18 protein-coding genes are annotated in these 18399 nt (G+C 66.4%); 12 read left to right on the top strand and 6 right to left on the bottom strand.

Annotation, left to right across the window (positions count from 1 at the left end):
* Nucleotides 1-106: 106 nt before the first annotated feature.
* Nucleotides 107-2548 (top strand): bifunctional acetate--CoA ligase family protein/GNAT family N-acetyltransferase, encoded by a 2442-nt coding sequence (locus K2W61_RS05110; RefSeq protein WP_236755141.1) that lies wholly within the window; start codon nucleotides 107-109, stop codon nucleotides 2546-2548.
* A gap of 21 nt (nucleotides 2549-2569) precedes the next feature.
* Here K2W61_RS05110 and K2W61_RS05105 read toward each other — a convergent pair whose 3' ends face one another.
* From K2W61_RS05105 to yjgA, 6 genes are all read right to left on the bottom strand, one after another.
* Nucleotides 2570-3262, bottom strand: a complete 693-nt coding sequence (locus tag K2W61_RS05105; RefSeq protein WP_175134713.1) for a cysteine hydrolase family protein — start codon at nucleotides 3260-3262, stop codon at nucleotides 2570-2572.
* A 9-nt stretch (nucleotides 3263-3271) separates the two neighbouring features.
* Nucleotides 3272-4108, bottom strand: a complete 837-nt coding sequence (locus K2W61_RS05100; protein WP_175134714.1) for an ABC transporter permease — start codon at nucleotides 4106-4108, stop codon at nucleotides 3272-3274.
* A gap of 3 nt (nucleotides 4109-4111) precedes the next feature.
* Nucleotides 4112-4924 carry an ABC transporter ATP-binding protein gene (locus tag K2W61_RS05095; protein WP_175134715.1) on the bottom strand — a complete coding sequence of 271 codons (813 nt, stop codon included), beginning with the start codon at nucleotides 4922-4924 and terminating at the stop codon, nucleotides 4112-4114.
* Complete coding sequence (locus tag K2W61_RS05090) at nucleotides 4921-5940, bottom strand: ABC transporter substrate-binding protein (protein WP_175134716.1); 1020 nt, start codon at nucleotides 5938-5940, stop codon at nucleotides 4921-4923. The genes K2W61_RS05095 and K2W61_RS05090 overlap by 4 nt, the downstream gene beginning before the upstream one ends.
* 301 nt (nucleotides 5941-6241) lie before the next feature.
* Nucleotides 6242-6919, bottom strand: coding sequence for an alpha/beta hydrolase (locus tag K2W61_RS05085; RefSeq protein WP_175134717.1), 678 nt, complete (start codon nucleotides 6917-6919; stop codon nucleotides 6242-6244).
* An 11-nt stretch (nucleotides 6920-6930) separates the two neighbouring features.
* Nucleotides 6931-7479 carry a ribosome biogenesis factor YjgA gene (gene yjgA, locus K2W61_RS05080; RefSeq protein WP_236755140.1) on the bottom strand — a complete coding sequence of 183 codons (549 nt, stop codon included), beginning with the start codon at nucleotides 7477-7479 and terminating at the stop codon, nucleotides 6931-6933.
* A 58-nt stretch (nucleotides 7480-7537) separates the two neighbouring features.
* Here yjgA and pmbA point away from each other — a divergent pair, with 58 nt between their 5' ends.
* From pmbA to K2W61_RS05025, 11 genes are all read left to right on the top strand, one after another.
* Nucleotides 7538-8902 carry a metalloprotease PmbA gene (pmbA, locus tag K2W61_RS05075; RefSeq protein WP_175134719.1) on the top strand — a complete coding sequence of 455 codons (1365 nt, stop codon included), beginning with the start codon at nucleotides 7538-7540 and terminating at the stop codon, nucleotides 8900-8902.
* Nucleotides 8903-9135: 233 nt separating this feature from the next.
* Nucleotides 9136-10287, top strand: a complete 1152-nt coding sequence (locus K2W61_RS05070) for a TRAP transporter substrate-binding protein (RefSeq protein WP_236755139.1) — start codon at nucleotides 9136-9138, stop codon at nucleotides 10285-10287.
* A 255-nt stretch (nucleotides 10288-10542) separates the two neighbouring features.
* Nucleotides 10543-11697: an ABC transporter substrate-binding protein gene (locus K2W61_RS05065; RefSeq protein WP_175134721.1), complete on the top strand. Its 1155-nt coding sequence runs from the start codon at nucleotides 10543-10545 to the stop codon at nucleotides 11695-11697.
* 249 nt (nucleotides 11698-11946) lie between these two features.
* A complete protein-coding gene (locus K2W61_RS05060; protein ID WP_175134722.1) occupies nucleotides 11947-12828 on the top strand; it encodes a branched-chain amino acid ABC transporter permease in 882 nt (293 codons plus the stop codon).
* A 2-nt stretch (nucleotides 12829-12830) separates the two neighbouring features.
* Complete coding sequence (locus tag K2W61_RS05055) at nucleotides 12831-13697, top strand: branched-chain amino acid ABC transporter permease (protein ID WP_175134723.1); 867 nt, start codon at nucleotides 12831-12833, stop codon at nucleotides 13695-13697.
* Complete coding sequence (locus tag K2W61_RS05050) at nucleotides 13690-14478, top strand: ABC transporter ATP-binding protein (RefSeq protein ID WP_175134724.1); 789 nt, start codon at nucleotides 13690-13692, stop codon at nucleotides 14476-14478. Before K2W61_RS05055 ends, K2W61_RS05050 begins: the two co-directional genes overlap by 8 nt.
* Nucleotides 14475-15185 carry an ABC transporter ATP-binding protein gene (locus K2W61_RS05045; RefSeq protein ID WP_175134725.1) on the top strand — a complete coding sequence of 237 codons (711 nt, stop codon included), beginning with the start codon at nucleotides 14475-14477 and terminating at the stop codon, nucleotides 15183-15185. Before K2W61_RS05050 ends, K2W61_RS05045 begins: the two co-directional genes overlap by 4 nt.
* A 336-nt stretch (nucleotides 15186-15521) precedes the next feature.
* On the top strand, nucleotides 15522-15950 hold the full coding sequence (gene rplM / locus K2W61_RS05040) for a 50S ribosomal protein L13 (protein ID WP_006217309.1): 429 nt from the start codon (nucleotides 15522-15524) through the stop codon (nucleotides 15948-15950).
* Nucleotides 15951-15959: 9 nt separating this feature from the next.
* Complete coding sequence (gene rpsI / locus K2W61_RS05035) at nucleotides 15960-16352, top strand: 30S ribosomal protein S9 (protein WP_006388641.1); 393 nt, start codon at nucleotides 15960-15962, stop codon at nucleotides 16350-16352.
* A gap of 189 nt (nucleotides 16353-16541) precedes the next feature.
* A complete protein-coding gene (argC, locus tag K2W61_RS05030; protein ID WP_175141654.1) occupies nucleotides 16542-17606 on the top strand; it encodes an N-acetyl-gamma-glutamyl-phosphate reductase in 1065 nt (354 codons plus the stop codon).
* Between the two features lie 40 nt (nucleotides 17607-17646).
* Entirely contained in the window at nucleotides 17647-18393 is a 747-nt protein-coding gene (locus tag K2W61_RS05025; protein ID WP_236755138.1) for a DUF6776 family protein, read from the top strand.
* Nucleotides 18394-18399 lie beyond the last annotated feature (6 nt).

Here is an 18399-nt window from a genome sequence, read left to right as displayed (position 1 = left end):
GCGGCTGCGGCGCCACGGATATGGCGCCGGGCTGGCCCGGATCAAGCGGATGGCGGGGTTGTCTTGTTACGATGAACGCTATTTTAGATTAGTGCCTGTTCCCGCCATGCTGCGACACGCTCTTGCCCCGATGTTCGAACCCGGTTCGCTGGTGATCGTCTCCGATCGGCCGCTGCCGGCGGCGAATTCGCTGTCGCCCGCGCTCAAGGCCAAAACCACCCTGGTGGCCTGCGCAAGCGGCGCCGCGCCCGACCTGCCGGATACGCTGCAGGGCCTGGCCGCGGGCGAGCGGCCCGATCTGGCCCTGGTTTGCGTTTCGCCGGCGGTGCTGCCCGAGACCCTGCGCCGGCTGTCGCCGCTGGCGCCACGCGCGGTCATTCTGCTGCCGCACGAGCTGCCCGATCCCTACCCGCGCGGCACCCTGGCGCTGTGCCGCGCCTGGGCCGAGGAAAACCGCTGCGAACTGCTCGGGCCGCGCTCGTTCGGCGCGCAACGCCCGCATGCCGGCCTGAACCTGAGCCAGCACCCGGTGCTGGCGCGCGCCGGCCGGGTGGCGCTGCTGGCGCAGTCGCGCTCCATCATGGCCGCCGTGATGGACTGGGCCGAAGACGTGCACATCGGCTTTTCCACCGCTGTGTCGCTGGGCGACGAGGCGGTAGTGGGCCTGTCCAAGGTGCTGGACTACCTGGCCAGCGACCCGCGCACCGACAGCATCGTGCTGTATCTGGAAGACGTCGGCCCGGCGCGCGAATTCATGAGCGCGCTGCGGGCCGCGGCCAGCGTCAAGCCGGTCATCGTGCTCAAGGCCGGGCGCGCCGACAGCGACAGCGGCGACGCCATTTTCGATGCCGCGCTGCGGCGCGCGGGCGCGGTGCGGGTGCGCTACTTCGTGCAATTGTTCTCGGCGGTCAAGGTGCTGGGCTACACGCGCCGTCCCAAGGGCCGGCGCGTGGCGCTGATCTCCAACGGCAGCGGGCCGCCCCAGTTGGCCATGGACCTGATCGGCCCCGAAGCGGCCGTGCTGCGCGCCGAACTGGCGCCGGCCACGCAGCGCGCCCTGGCGGCGATGCTGGAGCGGGACGCGGCCAGCGCCAATCCGGTCATCACCTATGTGCCGCTGACGCCGGAACGGATCCGCGCCATGCTCGACGTGGTGCTGGACGACGCCGGCGTGGACGGCGTATTGGTGCTGCTGGCGCCCGACGCCCTGGCCGACTTGCCCGCAGTGGCGCGCGAGCTGGCGCTGATCGCGCCCAAGGCTCGCAAGCCCGTGGTCACCTGCTTCATGGGCGATGCCGGCATGCGGCCGCTGCGGCGCATGCTGGACGATGCCGGCACGTCGGCCTTTCGCACGCCGGAGTCGGCGGCCGACGCCTTCGGCGTGCTGGCGACGCACCACTACAACCAGCAACTGCTGCTGCAGACCCAGCCTCCCGAACCCGCCACCCATGTGCCCGACCTGGCCGCCGCGCGCGACATCCTGGCGCGGGTGCGGGCCGATTGCCGGCGCGAACTGACCACCTCCGAAATCCGCTCGCTGCTGTCGCTGTTCTATGTGCCGCTGCGCGATATGCCGCTGGACGTGGCCGCGGCCGAGCCGGAATCCCGGCCCATGGCGATCCGGGTACGGCGCGACCCGCAGTTCGGGCCGGTCATCCGTTTCGGCGCCGGCGGGCCGGACGCGGAGCTGTCGCCATCCGATCGGGGAATCGATCTGCCGCCGCTCAACGGCTTCCTGGCGCGCCAGATGATCGAGCGCAGCCGGCTGTGGCGCCGGGTGCTGGCGCCGCGCGTCGGCCACCTGGCCGCCGAGGCGCTGCAGCAGGCGCTGGTGCTGGTGTCGGAAATGGTGTCCGAACTGCCCGACATCGAGACCCTGGATATCGACCCGCTCTACGCCGGCGAGACCCATCTGCGCGCCGGCGGCCTGCGCCTGACACTGGCCGAAAAGCCGGGCTGCGAAGCGCCGCAGACCGCCGGCTATCCGCACATGGCGATCCATCCGTACCCGGCGCGCCTGGTGCAGGTGCGCCGTTTCGCCGATGGCATCCCCTGGGTGCTGCGGCCGATCCGTCCCGAGGACGGCCAGCCGCTGCAGGATTTCATCCGCGGCCTGTCGGAGCGTTCGCGCTACATGCGCTTCGTATCGATGATGCGCGAGCTGACCCCGCGCATGGTGTCGCGCTATACCCAGGTGGACTATCACCGCGAACTGGCGCTGGTGGCCGCCACCCAGGTGCCCAATCCCGCCAATCGCGGCCATCCGCACGAGGTGCTGGTGGGCTTCGCCCACTACCTGCGCAACCCGGATGGGCGTGGCGCCGAATACGCGCTGGTGATCGGCGACGACTGGCAGCGGCGCGGCCTGGGCCGCCAGCTGATGACGGCGCTGATCGACGCGGCGCGCGAGCAGGGGCTGGAATACATCGACGGCCTGGTGCTGTCGACCAACCGGCCGATGCTGGCGCTGATGACCAGCCTGGGCTTCACCAACGATCCGGACCCGGAAGACCCGACCATGCGCCGGGTCTGGCTCAACCTGGCCTGAGCCGGCGCCGCGGCGGATGTGTCAGGCCGTCCTGCGGGCGGCCTGCGCCGGCCGCAGGCGCGTCGCCACTTCGTCCACCGACAGCACGTCGCCGAAGAACAGCAGCCAGCCGTGCAGCGCGTGCTCATGTTCGGCCGGTGTCACTGCGGCCAGCGCATCGTCCACCATGATGGTGCGGAAGTCGCGCATCATGGCGTCGCGCGCGGTCGATTCGCAGCAGACGTTGGTGACCGTGCCGGCGATCAGCAGCGTATCCACGCCCCGTCCGCGCAGCAGCGGCTCCAGTTCCGACGAGCCCGTCGCCATGGCGCTGTAGAAGCGCTTGACCACGCGCAGATCGCTGTCGGCCGGCCGCAGTTCGGGATGCAGGGCGAAGCCCGGCGAGTCGCGGCGCAGTGTTTCCAGGCGCCGCGCGCTGCGCTCGGGTGTCAGCATCACGCCATGGTGGTGCGACCAGAAGGCGTCGGCGTTGTCGGAGGCGGTCTGCACCCACACCACCGTGCCGCCGGCCGCGCGCACCGCCTCGCACAGGCGGTTGACTGGCGCGATGATGCCGCGCGCCGCGGCGCATTCGCCTTGGTAGCCGGGAAGCGTGAAGTACTGCTGCATGTCGATGACCACCACCGCGGTGCGGGCGCCGGGCAGGGTGTCATAGGGATGCAGGCAGCCCTGGCGGGCGATGACGCGGTCCTGGACCCATTGCGGAATCTGCATAGCGGTTCCTTATCCGTAGCGCCGCGCCACGGCGGCTTCGATGCGATACACCACCAGATACATCGCGCTGGAGATCAGCGCCAGCATGGTGATGGCGGTCATGACGATGTTCAGCTTGAAGACCTGGCTGCCGTTCATGATGAGAAAGCCCAGGCCCGAGTCGGCCGACTGGAATTCACCGACGATGACCCCCACCAGCGCCAGGCCGATGTTCATCTTCACGGCGGCAATCAGCGTCGGCACGCTGCCCGGCAGCACCACCTTGGTCAGCACCTGCCAGCGGCTGGCGCCGAAGGTGCGCGCCAGCTTGACCTTGTTCAGGTCAATGGCGCGAAAGCCGGCATACACCACCATGATGGTCACGAACACCGCGATCGCCACGGCCATGCCGTAGACCGCGTAATCCGACCCCAGCCACAGGTAGAAAATCGGCACGAAGGCGATCTTGGGCATCGCGTTGGCCACCACCAGGAATGGGTCCAGCACCTTGTAGAGGAAGTCCGACCACCACAGCGCGGCGGCGACGATGATGCCGATCACCATGCTCAGGGTGAAGCCCACCAGCGTGGCCCACAGCGTGGTGGCGATGTGATGCGCCAGGTTGCCCTGGTTCCACAGTTCCAGGAAGGTCGGCCACAGCGCGCTCGGATAGCTGGTCAGCAGCGGATTGAGGATGTGCATGCGCGGCAGGATTTCCCAGGCGCACAGGAACACCACCAGCAGCAGCGCCTGGGCGACGCGGATGTGGCGGCGGCGGGCGCGGTCGCGCCGCAGATAGTCCAGGTACTTCTGGCTGGGCGCGGGCACGGCGCGCAGCGGCACGGTATTGGCGACAGGTGCGTTCACGGCTCAACCCTCCACATGGACATCCAGCTCGTCCCAGAGCTGTTTGAAATAGGCATTGAATTCCGGCCGGGAGCGGGCCTGGAACGGGGTCGGCCGCGCGCCTTCCCCGTAGTGGATGCGATACTGGCTTTTCAGGCGGCCGGGCCGGCGCGACAGCACGATGACGCGGTCGGTCATGGCGATGGCTTCGCCGATGTCGTGCGTTACCAGCACCACGGTCTTGCCCTCGCGCCGCAGGATATCGACCACCTCGTCGGAGATCGCCAGCCGGGTCTGCGAATCGAGCGCCGAGAACGGCTCGTCCAGCAGGATCACATCGGGCTCGGTGACCAGCGTGCGCGCCAGCGCCGCGCGCTGGCGCATACCGCCCGACAGCTGGCGCGGCGTGTGCGACAGGAATGCGCCCAGCCCGCATTTTTCCAGCAGGTGCACCGCGCGCGCCTCGCTGCGCGCGTCGCGCCGGCCCTGGATCTCGGCGCCCAGCATGACGTTTTCCAGAATGCTGCGCCACTCGAACAGATAGTCCTGCTGCAGCATGTAGCCGATACGCGGATTCGGTTCGGTGACCGCCTGGCCATCGATCATCACGGCGCCTGACGTGGGGGTGATCAGCCCCGCGATCAGCGACAGCAATGTGCTCTTGCCACAGCCGCTCTGGCCGATCAGGCTGACGAATTCGCCTGGCGCCAGCGTGAACGACACCTTGGACAGGGCTTCGGTCTCGCCTTCCGGCGTGAAATAGCTCAGGCAGACATCGCGCAGCTCGATCTTGGCGGTGGCCGCGTCCGGCTTCAGGTTATGGACGACGGCGTTCATTGCGGCACCTTCCTGGCGAAGTCCGCCACCACCACGTCCTCGTACTTGACGCGGGCGCTGTCCTTCATGACCGCGCTGGCCACCAGCATGTCCTGCAGCCGGTTCATGGCGTCGGCCGTCACCAGCGGCGACGTCTTCCAGATCCGGTACCGCTTGTAGCGCTCGATGGCCTCGGTCACCGCGGCCGCGTCCATGCCGGGGAAATAGGCCATGATCTGCGGCGCCAGCGTGGCCGCCGGCGTGTCCTGCACGTACTTTTCGGCGCGTGCCACCACGTTGGTCCAGGCCTGGATGACCTTGGGATTGTCGTGGATGTATTTGTCGGTGGCGGTGAATACTGTGTAGTCCACCTGGCCGACTTCGTGGCCGACCGAGGCCACGATATATCCCTTGCCGTTGCGCACCAGCTCGCCGGCCTCGGGCTCCAGGAATATGCCGTAGTCGCCCTGGCCGGCCATCCAGGCGCCGGCGCGCGCCGGGATGCCGATATTGTTGAGCAGCTTGACGTCCTTTTGCGGGTCCAGGCCGTGCTTGCGCAGCGCCGTTTCCAAGAACACGACCGGGTTCGAGCCGGGGCGAAAGCCGATCACTGCCTTGCCCTTGAGCATGTTCCAGTCGAATTTCTCGACCGGCTTGCGCGCCAGCAGGAAAAAGCCGTCCGTGGCGGTCAGGCCGGCGAAGATCTTCGGCTTGACCGGCGATTCGCTGTTCTGCACGTAGATCGAGGCCTCGGGGCCGATCAGCACGATGTCGGCGCTGCCCGAGAGCAGGGCGGTCATGCCCTTGTCCGTGCCTTGCGAGGTTTTCATGGATACGTCCAGCCCGGCGTCCTTGAAGTAGCCCTGCGACAGGGCGACATACTTGGGCACATAGAGGATGGAGCGCACCACTTCTTCGTAGCGCACTTTGACGGGGGGATTCAGGGCCTGGCCATGGCTGGCGAGAGGGGCGAACGCGGCGCTGAGCGTAGCGAGCAGCGCAACGGCTGCCCGGCGGGGCGATGACAAGGATTTCACGGGACTTTCTCCTGCGTCTATATGCCTCGCCGGACCCGGCGCGACACGGCCAAATGGGGATGGAGCGACTGCAACAACAGGGAAGCCCGAACTTGGGTGGCCCGGGCCGATACGGCTTGGATCGAATACTATATTCAATACAAACAGGCCACAAGACTTTTGGGGATTGGTGTTTTCTCTATGAGCGAGCGCCGTCCTGCCTCGGAGAACCCGAAGCTGGGATACCACTTGGTATACAAAAAGGGGGAATCAGCCCGTCAAGCGGCGTGACGGGCGGGCAGGGCGGAGGGCGCTGCCGGTTTCAGGCCAGTACCTGCTGCAGGAAGCGCGAGATATCGGCCACTTCCTCGGCGCAGACCGAGTGCGGCATGGGGTAGGTGTGCCAGCGCACGTCATAGCCCAGGCGTTCCAGTTCGGCCCGCGAGGCCTCGGCGCGCGGCAGCGCTACCACTGGGTCGTACAGGCCGTGAGCCAGAAAGATCGGCGTGCGCTGGTTGGCTGGCGCGCGCTCGGCCTCGGCGCTGTCCAGCAGCGGCAGGTAGCCCGACAGGCCCATCATGCCGGCCAGCTTGTCCTGCAGGCGCAAGCCCGTGTGCAGCGTCATGGCGCAGCCTTGCGAGAAGCCCGCCAGCACGATGTTCGCGGTCGGGATGCCGCGCGCATTCTCGCGCGCGATCAACTTGTGGATCGCCGCTTCCGAGGCGCGGATGCCCTTGGCGTCTTCCACCCGCACCAGGTCCATCACCAGGATGTCGTACCAGGAACGCATCGCCATGCCATTGTTGATGGTGACGGGCTGCACCGGGGCGTTGGGAAACACGAAACGCACGCCGAGGTCGGCCGGCAGGTCCAGTTCCGGCACGATCGGCGCGAAGTCGTTGCCGTCGGCGCCCAGGCCGTGCAGCCAGATCACGGCGTGCGTGGGATTCGAGGCGGTTTCGATCTCGATGCAATCGAGCAGGTCGGTCGGGGCGTTCATGGACGGCGGCATCAGTGGTTGAGGGTCTTGAGCGCCTGGAACAGGGCGCGGTAATGCTTCTTCTGCGGCTCCTGCCCTTGCAGCAGGGCGGCATTGGCCAGCTTTTCCTTGCGCGCGGCGCGGATCACCGAGCGCAATTGCTGCACGTCCGCCTGCGGATTGTCGTTCAGCAGCTTGGTCAGCGCCTCGCCATCGTCGAGCAGGCGGTCACGCAGGGTTTCCAGGCGATGCATGGCCGCAGTTTCCTCGCGCGAGCCGTTTTCCCAGACGTCGAGCTGGGCGCGGATCTCGTCGGCGGGGGCGTCGCGCATCAGCTTGCCCACGAAATGGGTCTGACGGCGCCGGCCTTCGCGGCTGGTGGTGCGCTGCGCCTCGCGGATCGCCTCGTAGAGACGCTCGGCCAGGGGCAGTTGCTTGAGGCGTTCGGGGGACAGTTCGATCAGTTGCTTGCCGAGATCCAGCAGCGCATGCATTTCGCGCTTGATCTGCGACTTGCTGGGACGATCGTAGCCGTTCTCGTCGTAGCCGTCGGTGGGTTCTTCTTCGATGTGGGAATTCATGGAAAACTGCGCAATGACAGACTTGGCTATGATAACCGTCTCTGCAAATTGGACAGCAATGGTCAAATCCTCCTCCTCCTTGCCGCTGGCGGCCAATCACGCGCGTTTTTCCGAACTCGTCGAGCAAACCCTGGCCTACGCGCGCCAGATCGGCGCCTCGGACGCCGCGGCCGAAGTTTCCGAAAGCCTGGGCCTGTCGGTATCGGTGCGCAAGAACGACATCGAAACCGTCGAACAGACCCGCGACCGCTCGCTCGACCTGACGGTCTACGCCGGCCAGAGCCGCGGCTCCGCCTCGACCTCCGACTTCTCCGAAGCCGCGCTGCGCCAGACGGTCGAAGCCGCCTGGCACATCGCCCGCCACACCGCCGCCGATCCGGCCGCCGGCCTGCCCGACGCCGACCAGTTGGCCACCGAATTCCCCGACCTCGATCTGCACCGCGCCTGGGCGGTCTCCACCGAGGAAGCCGCCGAGCTGGCGCTGCGCGCCGAACGCGCCGCGCGCGAGGTCGATGCCCGCATCACCAATACCGACGGCGCCACGGTCGGCACCTATGAAGGCCAGTTCGTCATGGGCAACACCCGTGGCTTCCTGGGCGGCTACCCGTATTCGCGCCACAGCCTGTCGGTGGCGCCCATCGCCGGCCGCGGCAACGGCATGCAGCGCGACTACTGGTATACCTCCGAGCGCGACCCGGCCAAGCTGGCCACGCCCGAGGCCGTCGGCCGCTACGCCGCCGAACGCACCCTGTCGCGCCTGTCGGCGCGCCGCATCCGCACCGGCAAGTTCCCGGTGCTGTTCGAGGCGCCGCTGGCGCTCGGCCTGGTCGGCGCCCTGACGCAGGCCGCCAACGGCGGCGCGCTGTACCGCAAGGCCAGCTTCCTGCTCGATGCGCTGGGCAAGCCGATCTTCCCCGAACACATCAACCTGACCGAGGACCCGCACATCCGCGGCGCCATGGGCAGCTCGCCGTTCGACGACGAAGGCGTGCGCACGCGCAAGCGCAACGTGGTGTCGGCCGGCGTGCTGGAAGGCTATTTCCTGTCCTCCTACACCGCGCGCAAGCTCGGCATGCAGACCACCGGCAACGCCGGCGGCTCGCACAACCTGGTCTTCAGTTCCACGCTGACGCGCCGCGGCGACGATTTCGAAGCCATGCTCAAGAAGATGGGCACGGGCTTCCTGGTCACCGAACTGATCGGCCAGGGCGTGAACTACGTCACCGGCGACTACTCGCGCGGCGCTTTCGGCTACTGGGTCGAAAACGGCCAGATCCAGCACGCGGTGCAGGAAGTCACCATTGCAGGCAACCTGTCGGACATGTTCCGCCAGATCGTCGCGGTGGGCGCCGATACCATCTCGCGCGGCACCAAGACCACCGGCTCGATCCTGATCGAGCAGATGGCGATCGCCGGCACCTGATTGCTCCGCGCCCGCGCCATGTCGCCCGCCCACGCGGGGCCTTCGGCCCACGGGGCGGGCGTTTTCATTGGCGCGGCCGGGGCCGGTCGCGGCGCTTCGCGCCGGCCACGGCACCCAGCCCGTCTTTGCAATCCTTTATCGCTTGGGAATTCCTCTAGCCGTCAGGCCCATTTGCAACGTGTAATATCCGGCGGGTATTGCTCGAACGCGTATCGGTGTAGAGGAGCAAAGAGATGCAACGACGTTCATTCCTGAAGCAGGCGGGCCTGGGGACCATGGCGGCGGGGGCGGCGGTCAGCGCGCCCGCCCTGGCCCAGGACTCGCCCTCCATCAGTTGGCGCCTGGCGTCCGGCTTTCCCGCCGCGCTGGATCTGCGTACCGGCGCCGGCGAGATGTTCTGCAAGTTCGTCGCCGATGCCACCGGCGGCAAATTCAGCATCCGCCCGCAGGCTGATGGCGCAATCGCGTCCGCGGCCGAACTGCTGGATGCCGTCGGCGCCGCCAAGGTGGAATGCGCCCACGTCTCCTCGGCCGCCTGTTTCGCCAAGAATCCCGCCTTCTGCTTCGATTCCGCCGTGCCATTCGGGCTCGACACCGGTTCGATGGACGCCTGGATGCTCGAGGGCGACGGCCTGCGCCTGACGCGCGAGCTGTTCAAGGCGCACAAGATCCTCAACTTCCCCCTGGGCAACACCGGGCCGCAGATGGGCCTGTGGTCCAACCGCGAAATCAAGCGCGCCACCGACCTGAAAGACCTGAAGATGCGCGTCGACGGCCTGGCGGCGCAGGTGCTGGCGCGTCTGGGCGTGGTGCCGCAGGGGGCCGAATCGGCGGCGCAGGCAGAGGCCGCCAAGCAGGCCGGGGCCGCCCGGGCATCCCAGGACGGCAAGCCGGAAGCGGGCGCCGCGCCCGCCGGCCCGGACGCCGTGGCCGGGGCGGGCGCCTACGACGACGCCAAACTGGGCCTGAACAAGACCGCGAAGTTCTATTACGGCCCGAGCTGGTGGGCCCCCAGTGAACAGCTGTCGCTCTATATCAATGAAGAGGCCTGGGCCAAGTTGCCCAAGCACTACCAGGCGGCGCTCGAGGCCGCCGCCCTGGCCGCGCATACCCGCACCACTGCGGCCTATGCCGCCCGCAATCCGGCGGCGCTGGCCCAGTTGGTCGCCGCCGGCGCCCAGGTGCGCGCCCTGCCGCGCTCGGTCATGGACGCCGCCTTCGAGGCCGCCGAGCAGGTCTACGCGGCGCTGGGCGAGAAAGATCCGAAGTTCAAGGAAATCCACGACAACTACATGGGCTGGCGCGACCACGCGATGCCCTGGTTCCGCCTGACGCAAGGCGCCTACGACCAGTATCTGGGCGTGGCGTTGTCGGCGCGGGGGTGAGCAGGCCCGGGTGCCGAATGGCATTCGGTAGGAGGTGGGGTTTTCGCTGACAACCCCGTATTTTTTACAAAAAAATGGGCGGTTTTGCTCCTTTTGTTGAACGGCATTCGAGTTTCGGCCTGATACAAAGGAGTAATATCCCGGGTCTTGACGCGCAAACGTGACGCCTTCACGCGCCATTGGACGTCAATCCGGCGGGTACATCCCGGCCTGGATAACCAACATTCCGAGACAGACTTTAAGGTGGTATCAACCATGCAATCCAAGACCAAGAAGCTGCTGGCCGCGCTGATCGCTGCCGGTATCGTCCCGGCCGCCCATGCGGCTGACATCAAGTTGGGCGTGGCCGAAGCCCTGTCCGGCGGCGCCGCGCAATACGGTGTGTCGATCCGCAATGGTTTCCAACTGGCGGCCGACGAAATCAATGCCGCCGGCGGAATCAACGGCAACAAGATTGTGCTGGTGGTCGAAGACGAGCAGGGCAAGAAAGAAGAAGCGATCAACGTCTTCAAGAAGCTGATCTTCAAGGACAACGTCCTGATGGTCTTCGGTCCGACGCTGTCGAACTCGGCCCAGGCCGCCGACCCGATCGCCCAGGCTGCCAAGACGGTCGCCTTCGGCACCTCCAACACCGCCGACGGCATCACCTCCATCGGCAACTACGTGTTCCGCAATTCGGTCACCGAAGCCGACGTGCTGCCGGCCACCATTGCCACCGTCAAGGCCAAGACCGGCCTGAAGAACGTGGCGGTGCTCTACGGCAACGACGACGTCTTCACCAAGAGCGGCTACGACAACTTCAAGAAGGCCCTGGAAGACCAGAAGATTCCGGTCACCACGACCGAAACCTTTGCCAAGGGCGACGTCGACTTCAAGGCCCAGCTCACCAAGATCAAGGGCACCAACCCCGACGCCATCGTGCTGTCGGCGCTGCTGGCCGAAGGCGCCCCGATCATGGTGCAGGCCCGCCAACTGGGCCTGAACGTGCCCGTCATCGGCGGCAACGGCATGAACTCGGTCAAGATCTTCGACCTGGCCCCCGGCGGCGCGTCGAACAACCTGTGGATCGGCAGCCCGTGGTCGATCGAGAACAAGGCCCCCGCGAACGTCAAGTTCATCGACGCCTACAAGGCCAAGTTCAACGGCGCGCCCGACCAGTTCGCGGCCCAGTCGTACGACGCCATGCATATCGTGGCCCAGGCCCTGAAGAACACCAAGCTGACCGGTGAACTGGCCAAGGACCGCGCCGCCCTGCGCGATGCGCTGCCCTCGGTGCAATGGAGCGGCGCCACCGGCCCGTTCAAGTTCCGCCAGGCCAAGGACCGCGCCGGCAAGCCCGCTGGCTATGACGCCGACCAGGCGCCGATCGTCAGTGTGACCAAGGACGGCAAGTACGTCATCGAGAAGTAAGCAGTCGGCATCCCCGCGCGGGGGGATGCGCCTTGCGGACGGCGGCTGGCCGCGGTCCGCAAGGCGCTTTTTATCGTAGGACTCCCCAGGAATAGAACGGCTCTCTCAGGGCGGCAGGTCCACGCAATGCGCGGCGTGGAAGGCCTTACACAGGCCTGCCCCGGGTCCCGAAGCCGAGCCTGGCGAGCGGCAAGTCCACGCGGGGGGCGCGGCGTGGAGGCTCTTTTTTGATTTGGAATATGTCCCATCATGTTGGAACAACAATTCGTTAACGCCTTGTCGCTGGGCTGTGTGTACGCACTGTTCGCGCTGGGCTTCACGCTGGTATTCGGCGTGCTCGGGGTCATCAACCTCGCGCATGGCGCCGTCTTCATGGTGGGAGCCTACGCGGCGCTCTCCGTGGTGCAGCATTTCGGCCTGCCCCTGTGGGCGGCCCTGATGGTGGCATTTTTCGTCGCCGGTTTCACCGGGGTCATCATCGACTACCTGGTGCTCAAGCCGCTGCGCAAGCGCAATGCGCCGCACCTGATCCCCATGATCGCCACGATCGGCGTCGGCATCATCCTGAACAACGGCGCGCAAGGCATTTTCGGCGCGGGCAACATGCGGTTCCCGCACGGCACCGTCCCCGAGGATGTGATCGAGATCGCCGGCCTGCACCTGACCGTGATCGAACTGGGCATCATCTTCCTGTCGTTCGCGCTCATGGCGCTGCTGATGTTCGTCATGCGGCGCACCCAATTCGGCCGCGCCCTGCGCGCCATCGCCGAATCGCCCAAGGCCGCCTGGCTGCTGGGCATCAACGTCGAAAAGCTCTTCATCACCACCTCGTTCGCCGCGGCCGCCCTGGGCGGGGTCGCGGGCGTGCTGATCGGCCTGTACTCGAACGCGCTGTTCCCGCTGATGGGCCAGCCGATGCTGCACAAGGGCATCGCGGTCATCATCCTGGGCGGCATGGGCGACATTCGCGGCGCCATGCTGGGCGGGCTGTTCCTGGGCTTCGCCGAAGTGCTGTCGGTGGCCTATATCGGCTCCACCATGCGCGACGCGGTGGCATTCGGCCTGCTGTTCCTGATTCTGCTGGTGCGTCCGCAGGGTCTGTTCGGCAAAGTGGTTCAACGCAAGGCTTGAGTATGAGCGGATTCGAAAATTTCTGGGCCATCTATGGCAACCTGGTGCTGACCCTCGGCACCAACGCCCTGCTGGCCCTCTCCATCTGGCTGACGCTTGCCTGCGGCATGCTGGCCATGGCCAATGCGGCCTTCATGGGCATCGGCGCGTACGCCGCGGCGTTGCTCACCATGAACTACGACGTCTCGTTTCCGGTCGCGCTGGCCGGCGGCATGGCGGCGCCGGCCCTGGTGGCGGCGCTGATCGGCTTGCCGACCTTACGCCTGTCCGGGGTCTACCTGGCCATGGCCACGCTGGGCTTTGGCGAGGTGGTGCGCGTGACGGTGCTGAACACCGAGTCGCTCACCGGCGGCGCGCTCGGCCTCAACGGCATCCCGCAACTGACCCAGTGGTGGCATGTCATCCTGGCCTTGGTCATCGTCCTGGTGGTGCTGTGGCGCGTGCGCGCGTCCAAGATCGGCCGAGCCTTCGAGGCCATCCGCGGCGACGAAACCGCGGCCGGCCTGATGGGCATCGACGTGCGCGCCAACAAGATGCTGGCCTTCGTGGCGGGCGCGATGATCGCCGGCCTGGCCGGCGCGCTGAATGCCCACCTGACGTTCTTCATCGGCCCCAACGAATACGGCTTTGACCGGGGCGTGGAAATCCTGACCATGGCCATCCTGGGCGGCATCGGCGGTCTGGCCGGTCCCGTGCTGGGCAGCTTCATCATTACCGTGCTGCCCGAACTGCTGCGCGGTTTCGCGGATTTCCGCCTGGTCATCAACGGAGTGATCCTGGTGGTGATTGTGCTGTTCCTGCCGCAAGGCATCTGGGATCCGGCGCGCTTCAAGCGCTGGATGCGTCAAGGAGGCAAGCGCCATGCTTGAGCTGACCTCCGTTTCCAAGAGCTTTGGCGGCCTGCACGTGCTGCATGACGTCAGCCTGTCGGTGCCCGAAGGCGCGATCTTCGGCCTGATCGGCCCCAACGGCGCCGGCAAGACCACGGTGTTCAACCTGATCACCGGCCTGCTGCCGCCCAGCGGCGGCAGCATCACCTTTAATGGTGAAAGCCTGCTGCGCAGGAAGCCGCATGCCATCACCCGCATGGGCATCGCCCGCACCTTCCAGAACATCCGTCTCTTCAAGGAGATGACGCTGCTGGAAAACGTGGTGGTGGGCGCCTACCGCCACATGAATTACGGCTTTCCCAGCCTGCTGCTGGGTCTGCCGGGTTACCGCGAGCACGAAAAGCGCGCCCGCGAGCGCGCCCACGAGCTGCTGACCTGGATGCGGCTGGACCACAAGGCCAATGACCTGGCCGACAACCTGTCCTACGGCGAACAGCGCCGCCTGGAGCTGGCGCGCGCGCTGGCCACCGAGCCCAAGCTGCTGTTGCTGGACGAGCCGGTCGCCGGCATGAACACCGGCGAGCGCGCCGAGCTGATGCGCGAGATTCTGGCGATCCGCGACCGCGGCTACACCATCCTCATGATCGAGCACGACATGCGCTTCGTGATGGGGCTGTGCGAGCGCATCGCGGTGCTGAACTTCGGCAAGATCATCGCTTGCGGCGGGCCCGAAGAGATCCGCAACAACGAGCAGGTCATCGAGGCCTACCTGGGCCGCGAAGACGACGACGACACCGAAAACGCGGAGGCCGCACAATGAGCACGATGCTGGAAGTCCGCGGACTCGAGGTCAACTACGGCCACATCGAAGCCGTCCGCGGCATCGACCTGGACCTGCAAGCCAAGGAAATCACAGCCCTGGTCGGCGCCAACGGCGCCGGCAAATCGACCACGCTGCTGGCGCTGTCGGGCCTGCTGCCCAAGGCGCGCGGCAAGATCCTGTTCGAAGGCGAGGACGTCACCAACCTGGCGCCGCACCAACTGGTGGCGCGCGGCATCGTGCAGGTGCCGGAAGGCCGGGCCATCCTCACCACCATGACCGTGCTGGAGAACCTCGAGCTGGGCGCCTACCGCCGCGGCCTGAAGAATGTCGACTCGGACCTGGAATATGTCTTCAACCTGTTCCCGCGCCTGAAAGAGCGGATCACCGGCATCGCCGGCAACCTCTCCGGCGGCGAGCAGCAGATGCTGGCGATCGGCCGCGCCCTGATGGCCAAGCCGCGTCTGCTGCTGCTGGACGAGCCGTCGATGGGCCTGGCGCCGATCGTGGTGCAGGAAATTTTCCGCTCGCTGCGGGCGATCAATGCCGACGGCCTGACGCTGTTCCTGGTGGAGCAGAATGTGCGTCAGGCGCTCAAGATCGCGCAACACGGCTATGTGCTGGAGAATGGCGCCATGGCGCTGTCGGGTACCGGTCGCGGGCTGCTGGGCCACCCGCGGGTGCTGGAAGCCTACCTGGGCGCTTGATTCGCGCCCGGCGGATACGGGGGCCCAGGCATGGCCGAGAGGTCATGCTTGCGTCCCTTTTTAAGAATGCGACAGCCGCCCGCCAGGGTACGGCGGTCGGTTTGCCTGGATCTCCCTATGCTTGCCCAATTTTTGAGCATCCGTGGTAGAATTTCGGGCTTTCCCTCATTTTGACCATTGCACGGGCGGGTAATAACGCTTAGGCGGGACGTCGATAGGGATGACGGAGTCGGCTGAAACCCAGTTTCTGGGAAGACGCGGGTTCCGCCGTCTAGTTGAGGGAAAAACCTGGCTGGATCGTCCAGCCGGAGACCATTTTCATTTCTAGGAACCATCATGAAGACCTTTGTGGCCAAGCCGCATGAAGTCCAACGTGACTGGTTTGTGATCGACGCCAAGGGCAAAGTCCTCGGTCGTGTGGCCAGCGAAGTCGCACGTCGTCTGCGTGGCAAGCACAAACCTGAATTCACGCCGCACGTTGATACCGGCGATTACATCGTCATCATCAACGCTTCCGATATCGTCGTCACCGGTACCAAGGCGAAGGACAAGAAGTACTTCCGCCACACCACGTACCCGGGCGGTATCCGCGAAACGAACTTCGAGAAGATGCAAGAGCGTTTTCCCGGTCGCGCCATTCAGAAGGCCGTCAAGGGCATGCTGCCCAAGGGTCCTCTGGGCTACGCCATGATCAAGAAGCTGAAGGTCTATGCCGGTGCCGAGCACCCGCACACCGCCCAGCAGCCCAAGACGCTGGATATCTAAGGAAACGCCATGATCGGTAACTGGAACTACGGAACCGGCCGTCGCAAAACTTCGGTGGCTCGCGTTTTCATCAAGAAAGGCACCGGCAAGATCGTCGTCAACGGCAAGCCCGTCGACGAGTTCTTCGCTCGTGAAACCGGCCGCATGGTCGTGCGCCAGCCGCTGGAACTGACCGGCCACCTGGAATCGTTCGACATCAAGGTCAACGTGCACGGCGGCGGTGAAACCGGCCAGGCCGGCGCAGTCCGTCACGGCATCACGCGTGCCCTGATCGACTACGACGCGACCCTGAAGCCCGCGCTGTCGCAAGCTGGCTTTGTGACCCGCGATGCCCGCGAAGTCGAACGCAAGAAGGTCGGCTTCCGCAAGGCGCGCCGTCGCAAGCAGTTCAGCAAGCGTTAATCGCTGCGAAAAAAGCCCGCCTCGTGCGGGCTTTTTTTTACATCCCGGGGCCCCGGCCCCGATCCAGGCCCGCGGAACTCCGCGGGCTTCGTCCGGTCGGACTCCGGTCGCCGCGCGGTTTCCCGTATGGCGGCAAGGCCGGTTGTCCGAGCGATACAATCGAGCCTCGTTCTACGAAGAGCACACATCATGGCCCAAGCATCGAACTCCCGTATCAAGGTTGGTATCGTCGGCGGCACCGGTTATACCGGCGTCGAACTGCTGCGCTTGCTGTCGCAGCATCCCCATGTGGAATTGACCGCCATCACGTCCCGCAAGGAAGACGGGCTGCCGGTGGCCGACATGTACCCGAACCTGCGCGGCCGCGTGCGGATCGCCTTTTCCGCGCCGGAAAAGGCCACGCTGACCGACTGCGATGTGGTGTTCTTCGCCACGCCCCATGGCGTGGCCATGGCCCAGGCCCAGGAACTGATCGCCGCCGGCACCAAGGTCATCGACCTGGCCGCGGACTTCCGCCTACAGGACGTGCCTACCTTCGAACGCTGGTACAAGATTCCCCATACCTGCCCGGACATCCTGGCTGAATCGCAGTATGGCCTGGTCGAGCTGAACCGCGAAGCCATCGCCAAGGCGCGCGTCATCGGCAACCCGGGTTGCTATCCGACCACGGTGCTGCTGGGCCTGGCTCCGCTGCTCGAAGGCGGCAAACAGCTGGTCGACGCACAGACCCTGATCGCGGACTGCAAGTCGGGCGTGTCCGGCGCCGGCCGCAAGGCCGAGGTCGGCTCGCTGTTCTCCGAAGCGTCGGACAACTTCAAGGCCTACGGCGTGGCTGGCCACCGCCATCATCCGGAAATCGTCGCCCAGCTCGAGAAGATCGCTGGCGGCAAGGTCGGCCTGACTTTCGTGCCGCATCTGGTGCCGATGATCCGCGGCATGTACTCGACCCTCTACGCCCGCATCCAGCCCGAGGCGCGCGACACCGACTTCCAGGCTCTGTTCGAGCAGCGCTATGCCGACGAGCCGTTCGTCGACGTCATGCCCGCCGGCAGCCTGCCCGAGACGCGCTCGGTGCGCGCCTCGAACAACCTGCGTATCGCGCTGTCGCGTCCGGGCGGCGGCGACCAGCTCATCATCATGGTGGTGCAGGACAACCTGGTGAAGGGCGCGGCCGGCCAGGCGGTGCAGAACATGAACCTGATGTTCGGCTTCACCGAAACCCTCGGCCTGGATCAGGTCGCGATCCTGCCCTGAGTTGCGGTTGGGCTGGCGGTCCGCCGCCGGCCCGTTCACCATGTCCGACGATTCTCCCGGCCTCCCTCGCGCTTCCCGCCCCGGTGTTGCCTTGCGGGTCACTGCCGGCGTGCTGGCGGGGGCGCTGGCGGGCGCGGCGGCGGGTTACTACTATGCGCGCGCGGTCTACCGGCCAGTGGACGCGGTGGTGCTCAGCGTCGCGCAGGTCGAGGCGCGCGACGAGGCCATGCGTCAGCAGGCGGTCCAATTGCGTTACGTGCGTGGCCAGCTCGATACCGCCGATGGCGAGCTGGTGATCGAGCGCTCGGCGCGTCAGGAACTCGAAACCCAATTGCATGGCGCGCAGGCCGAACTCGGCCGCGTGCGTGACCAGTTGGCCTTTTACGAACAGTTGCTGCCGCCTGGTCCGGAAGGCACCGTGGGCATCCGCGGCGCCCAGATCGACCGCGATGGCGCCGGCCTGCGCTACAAGGTGCTGCTGATGCGCAGCGGCCGCGGCGGCGCGGCGCCGTTTGCCGGCACGCTGCGGTTCCAGGCCACCGGCATGCTCAAGGGCGAAATCGTTACCGTGGACCTGGCGCCGATGCAGGTCAAGGCCGAGAACGGCTCCGAGCCGGCCACGGCCGAGAACGCCGCGACTGCATCGCTTGCCTTGCAGTTCGACCAGTACCAGCGCAGCCAGGGCATCCTGGCGCTGCCCGAGGGATTCGTCCCTGAAAACGTGACCATCAGCGTGCTGGAGGGCGATGTGGTCCGTGCCTCCCGCAGCGTCAAGCTCGAACTTTGAGTCCGG

This window comes from Achromobacter pulmonis (assembly GCF_021733725.1).
Taxonomy (GTDB): Bacteria; Pseudomonadota; Gammaproteobacteria; order Burkholderiales; family Burkholderiaceae_B; genus Achromobacter; species Achromobacter pulmonis.
This window is presented reverse-complemented; position numbering and strand designations above follow the sequence as displayed.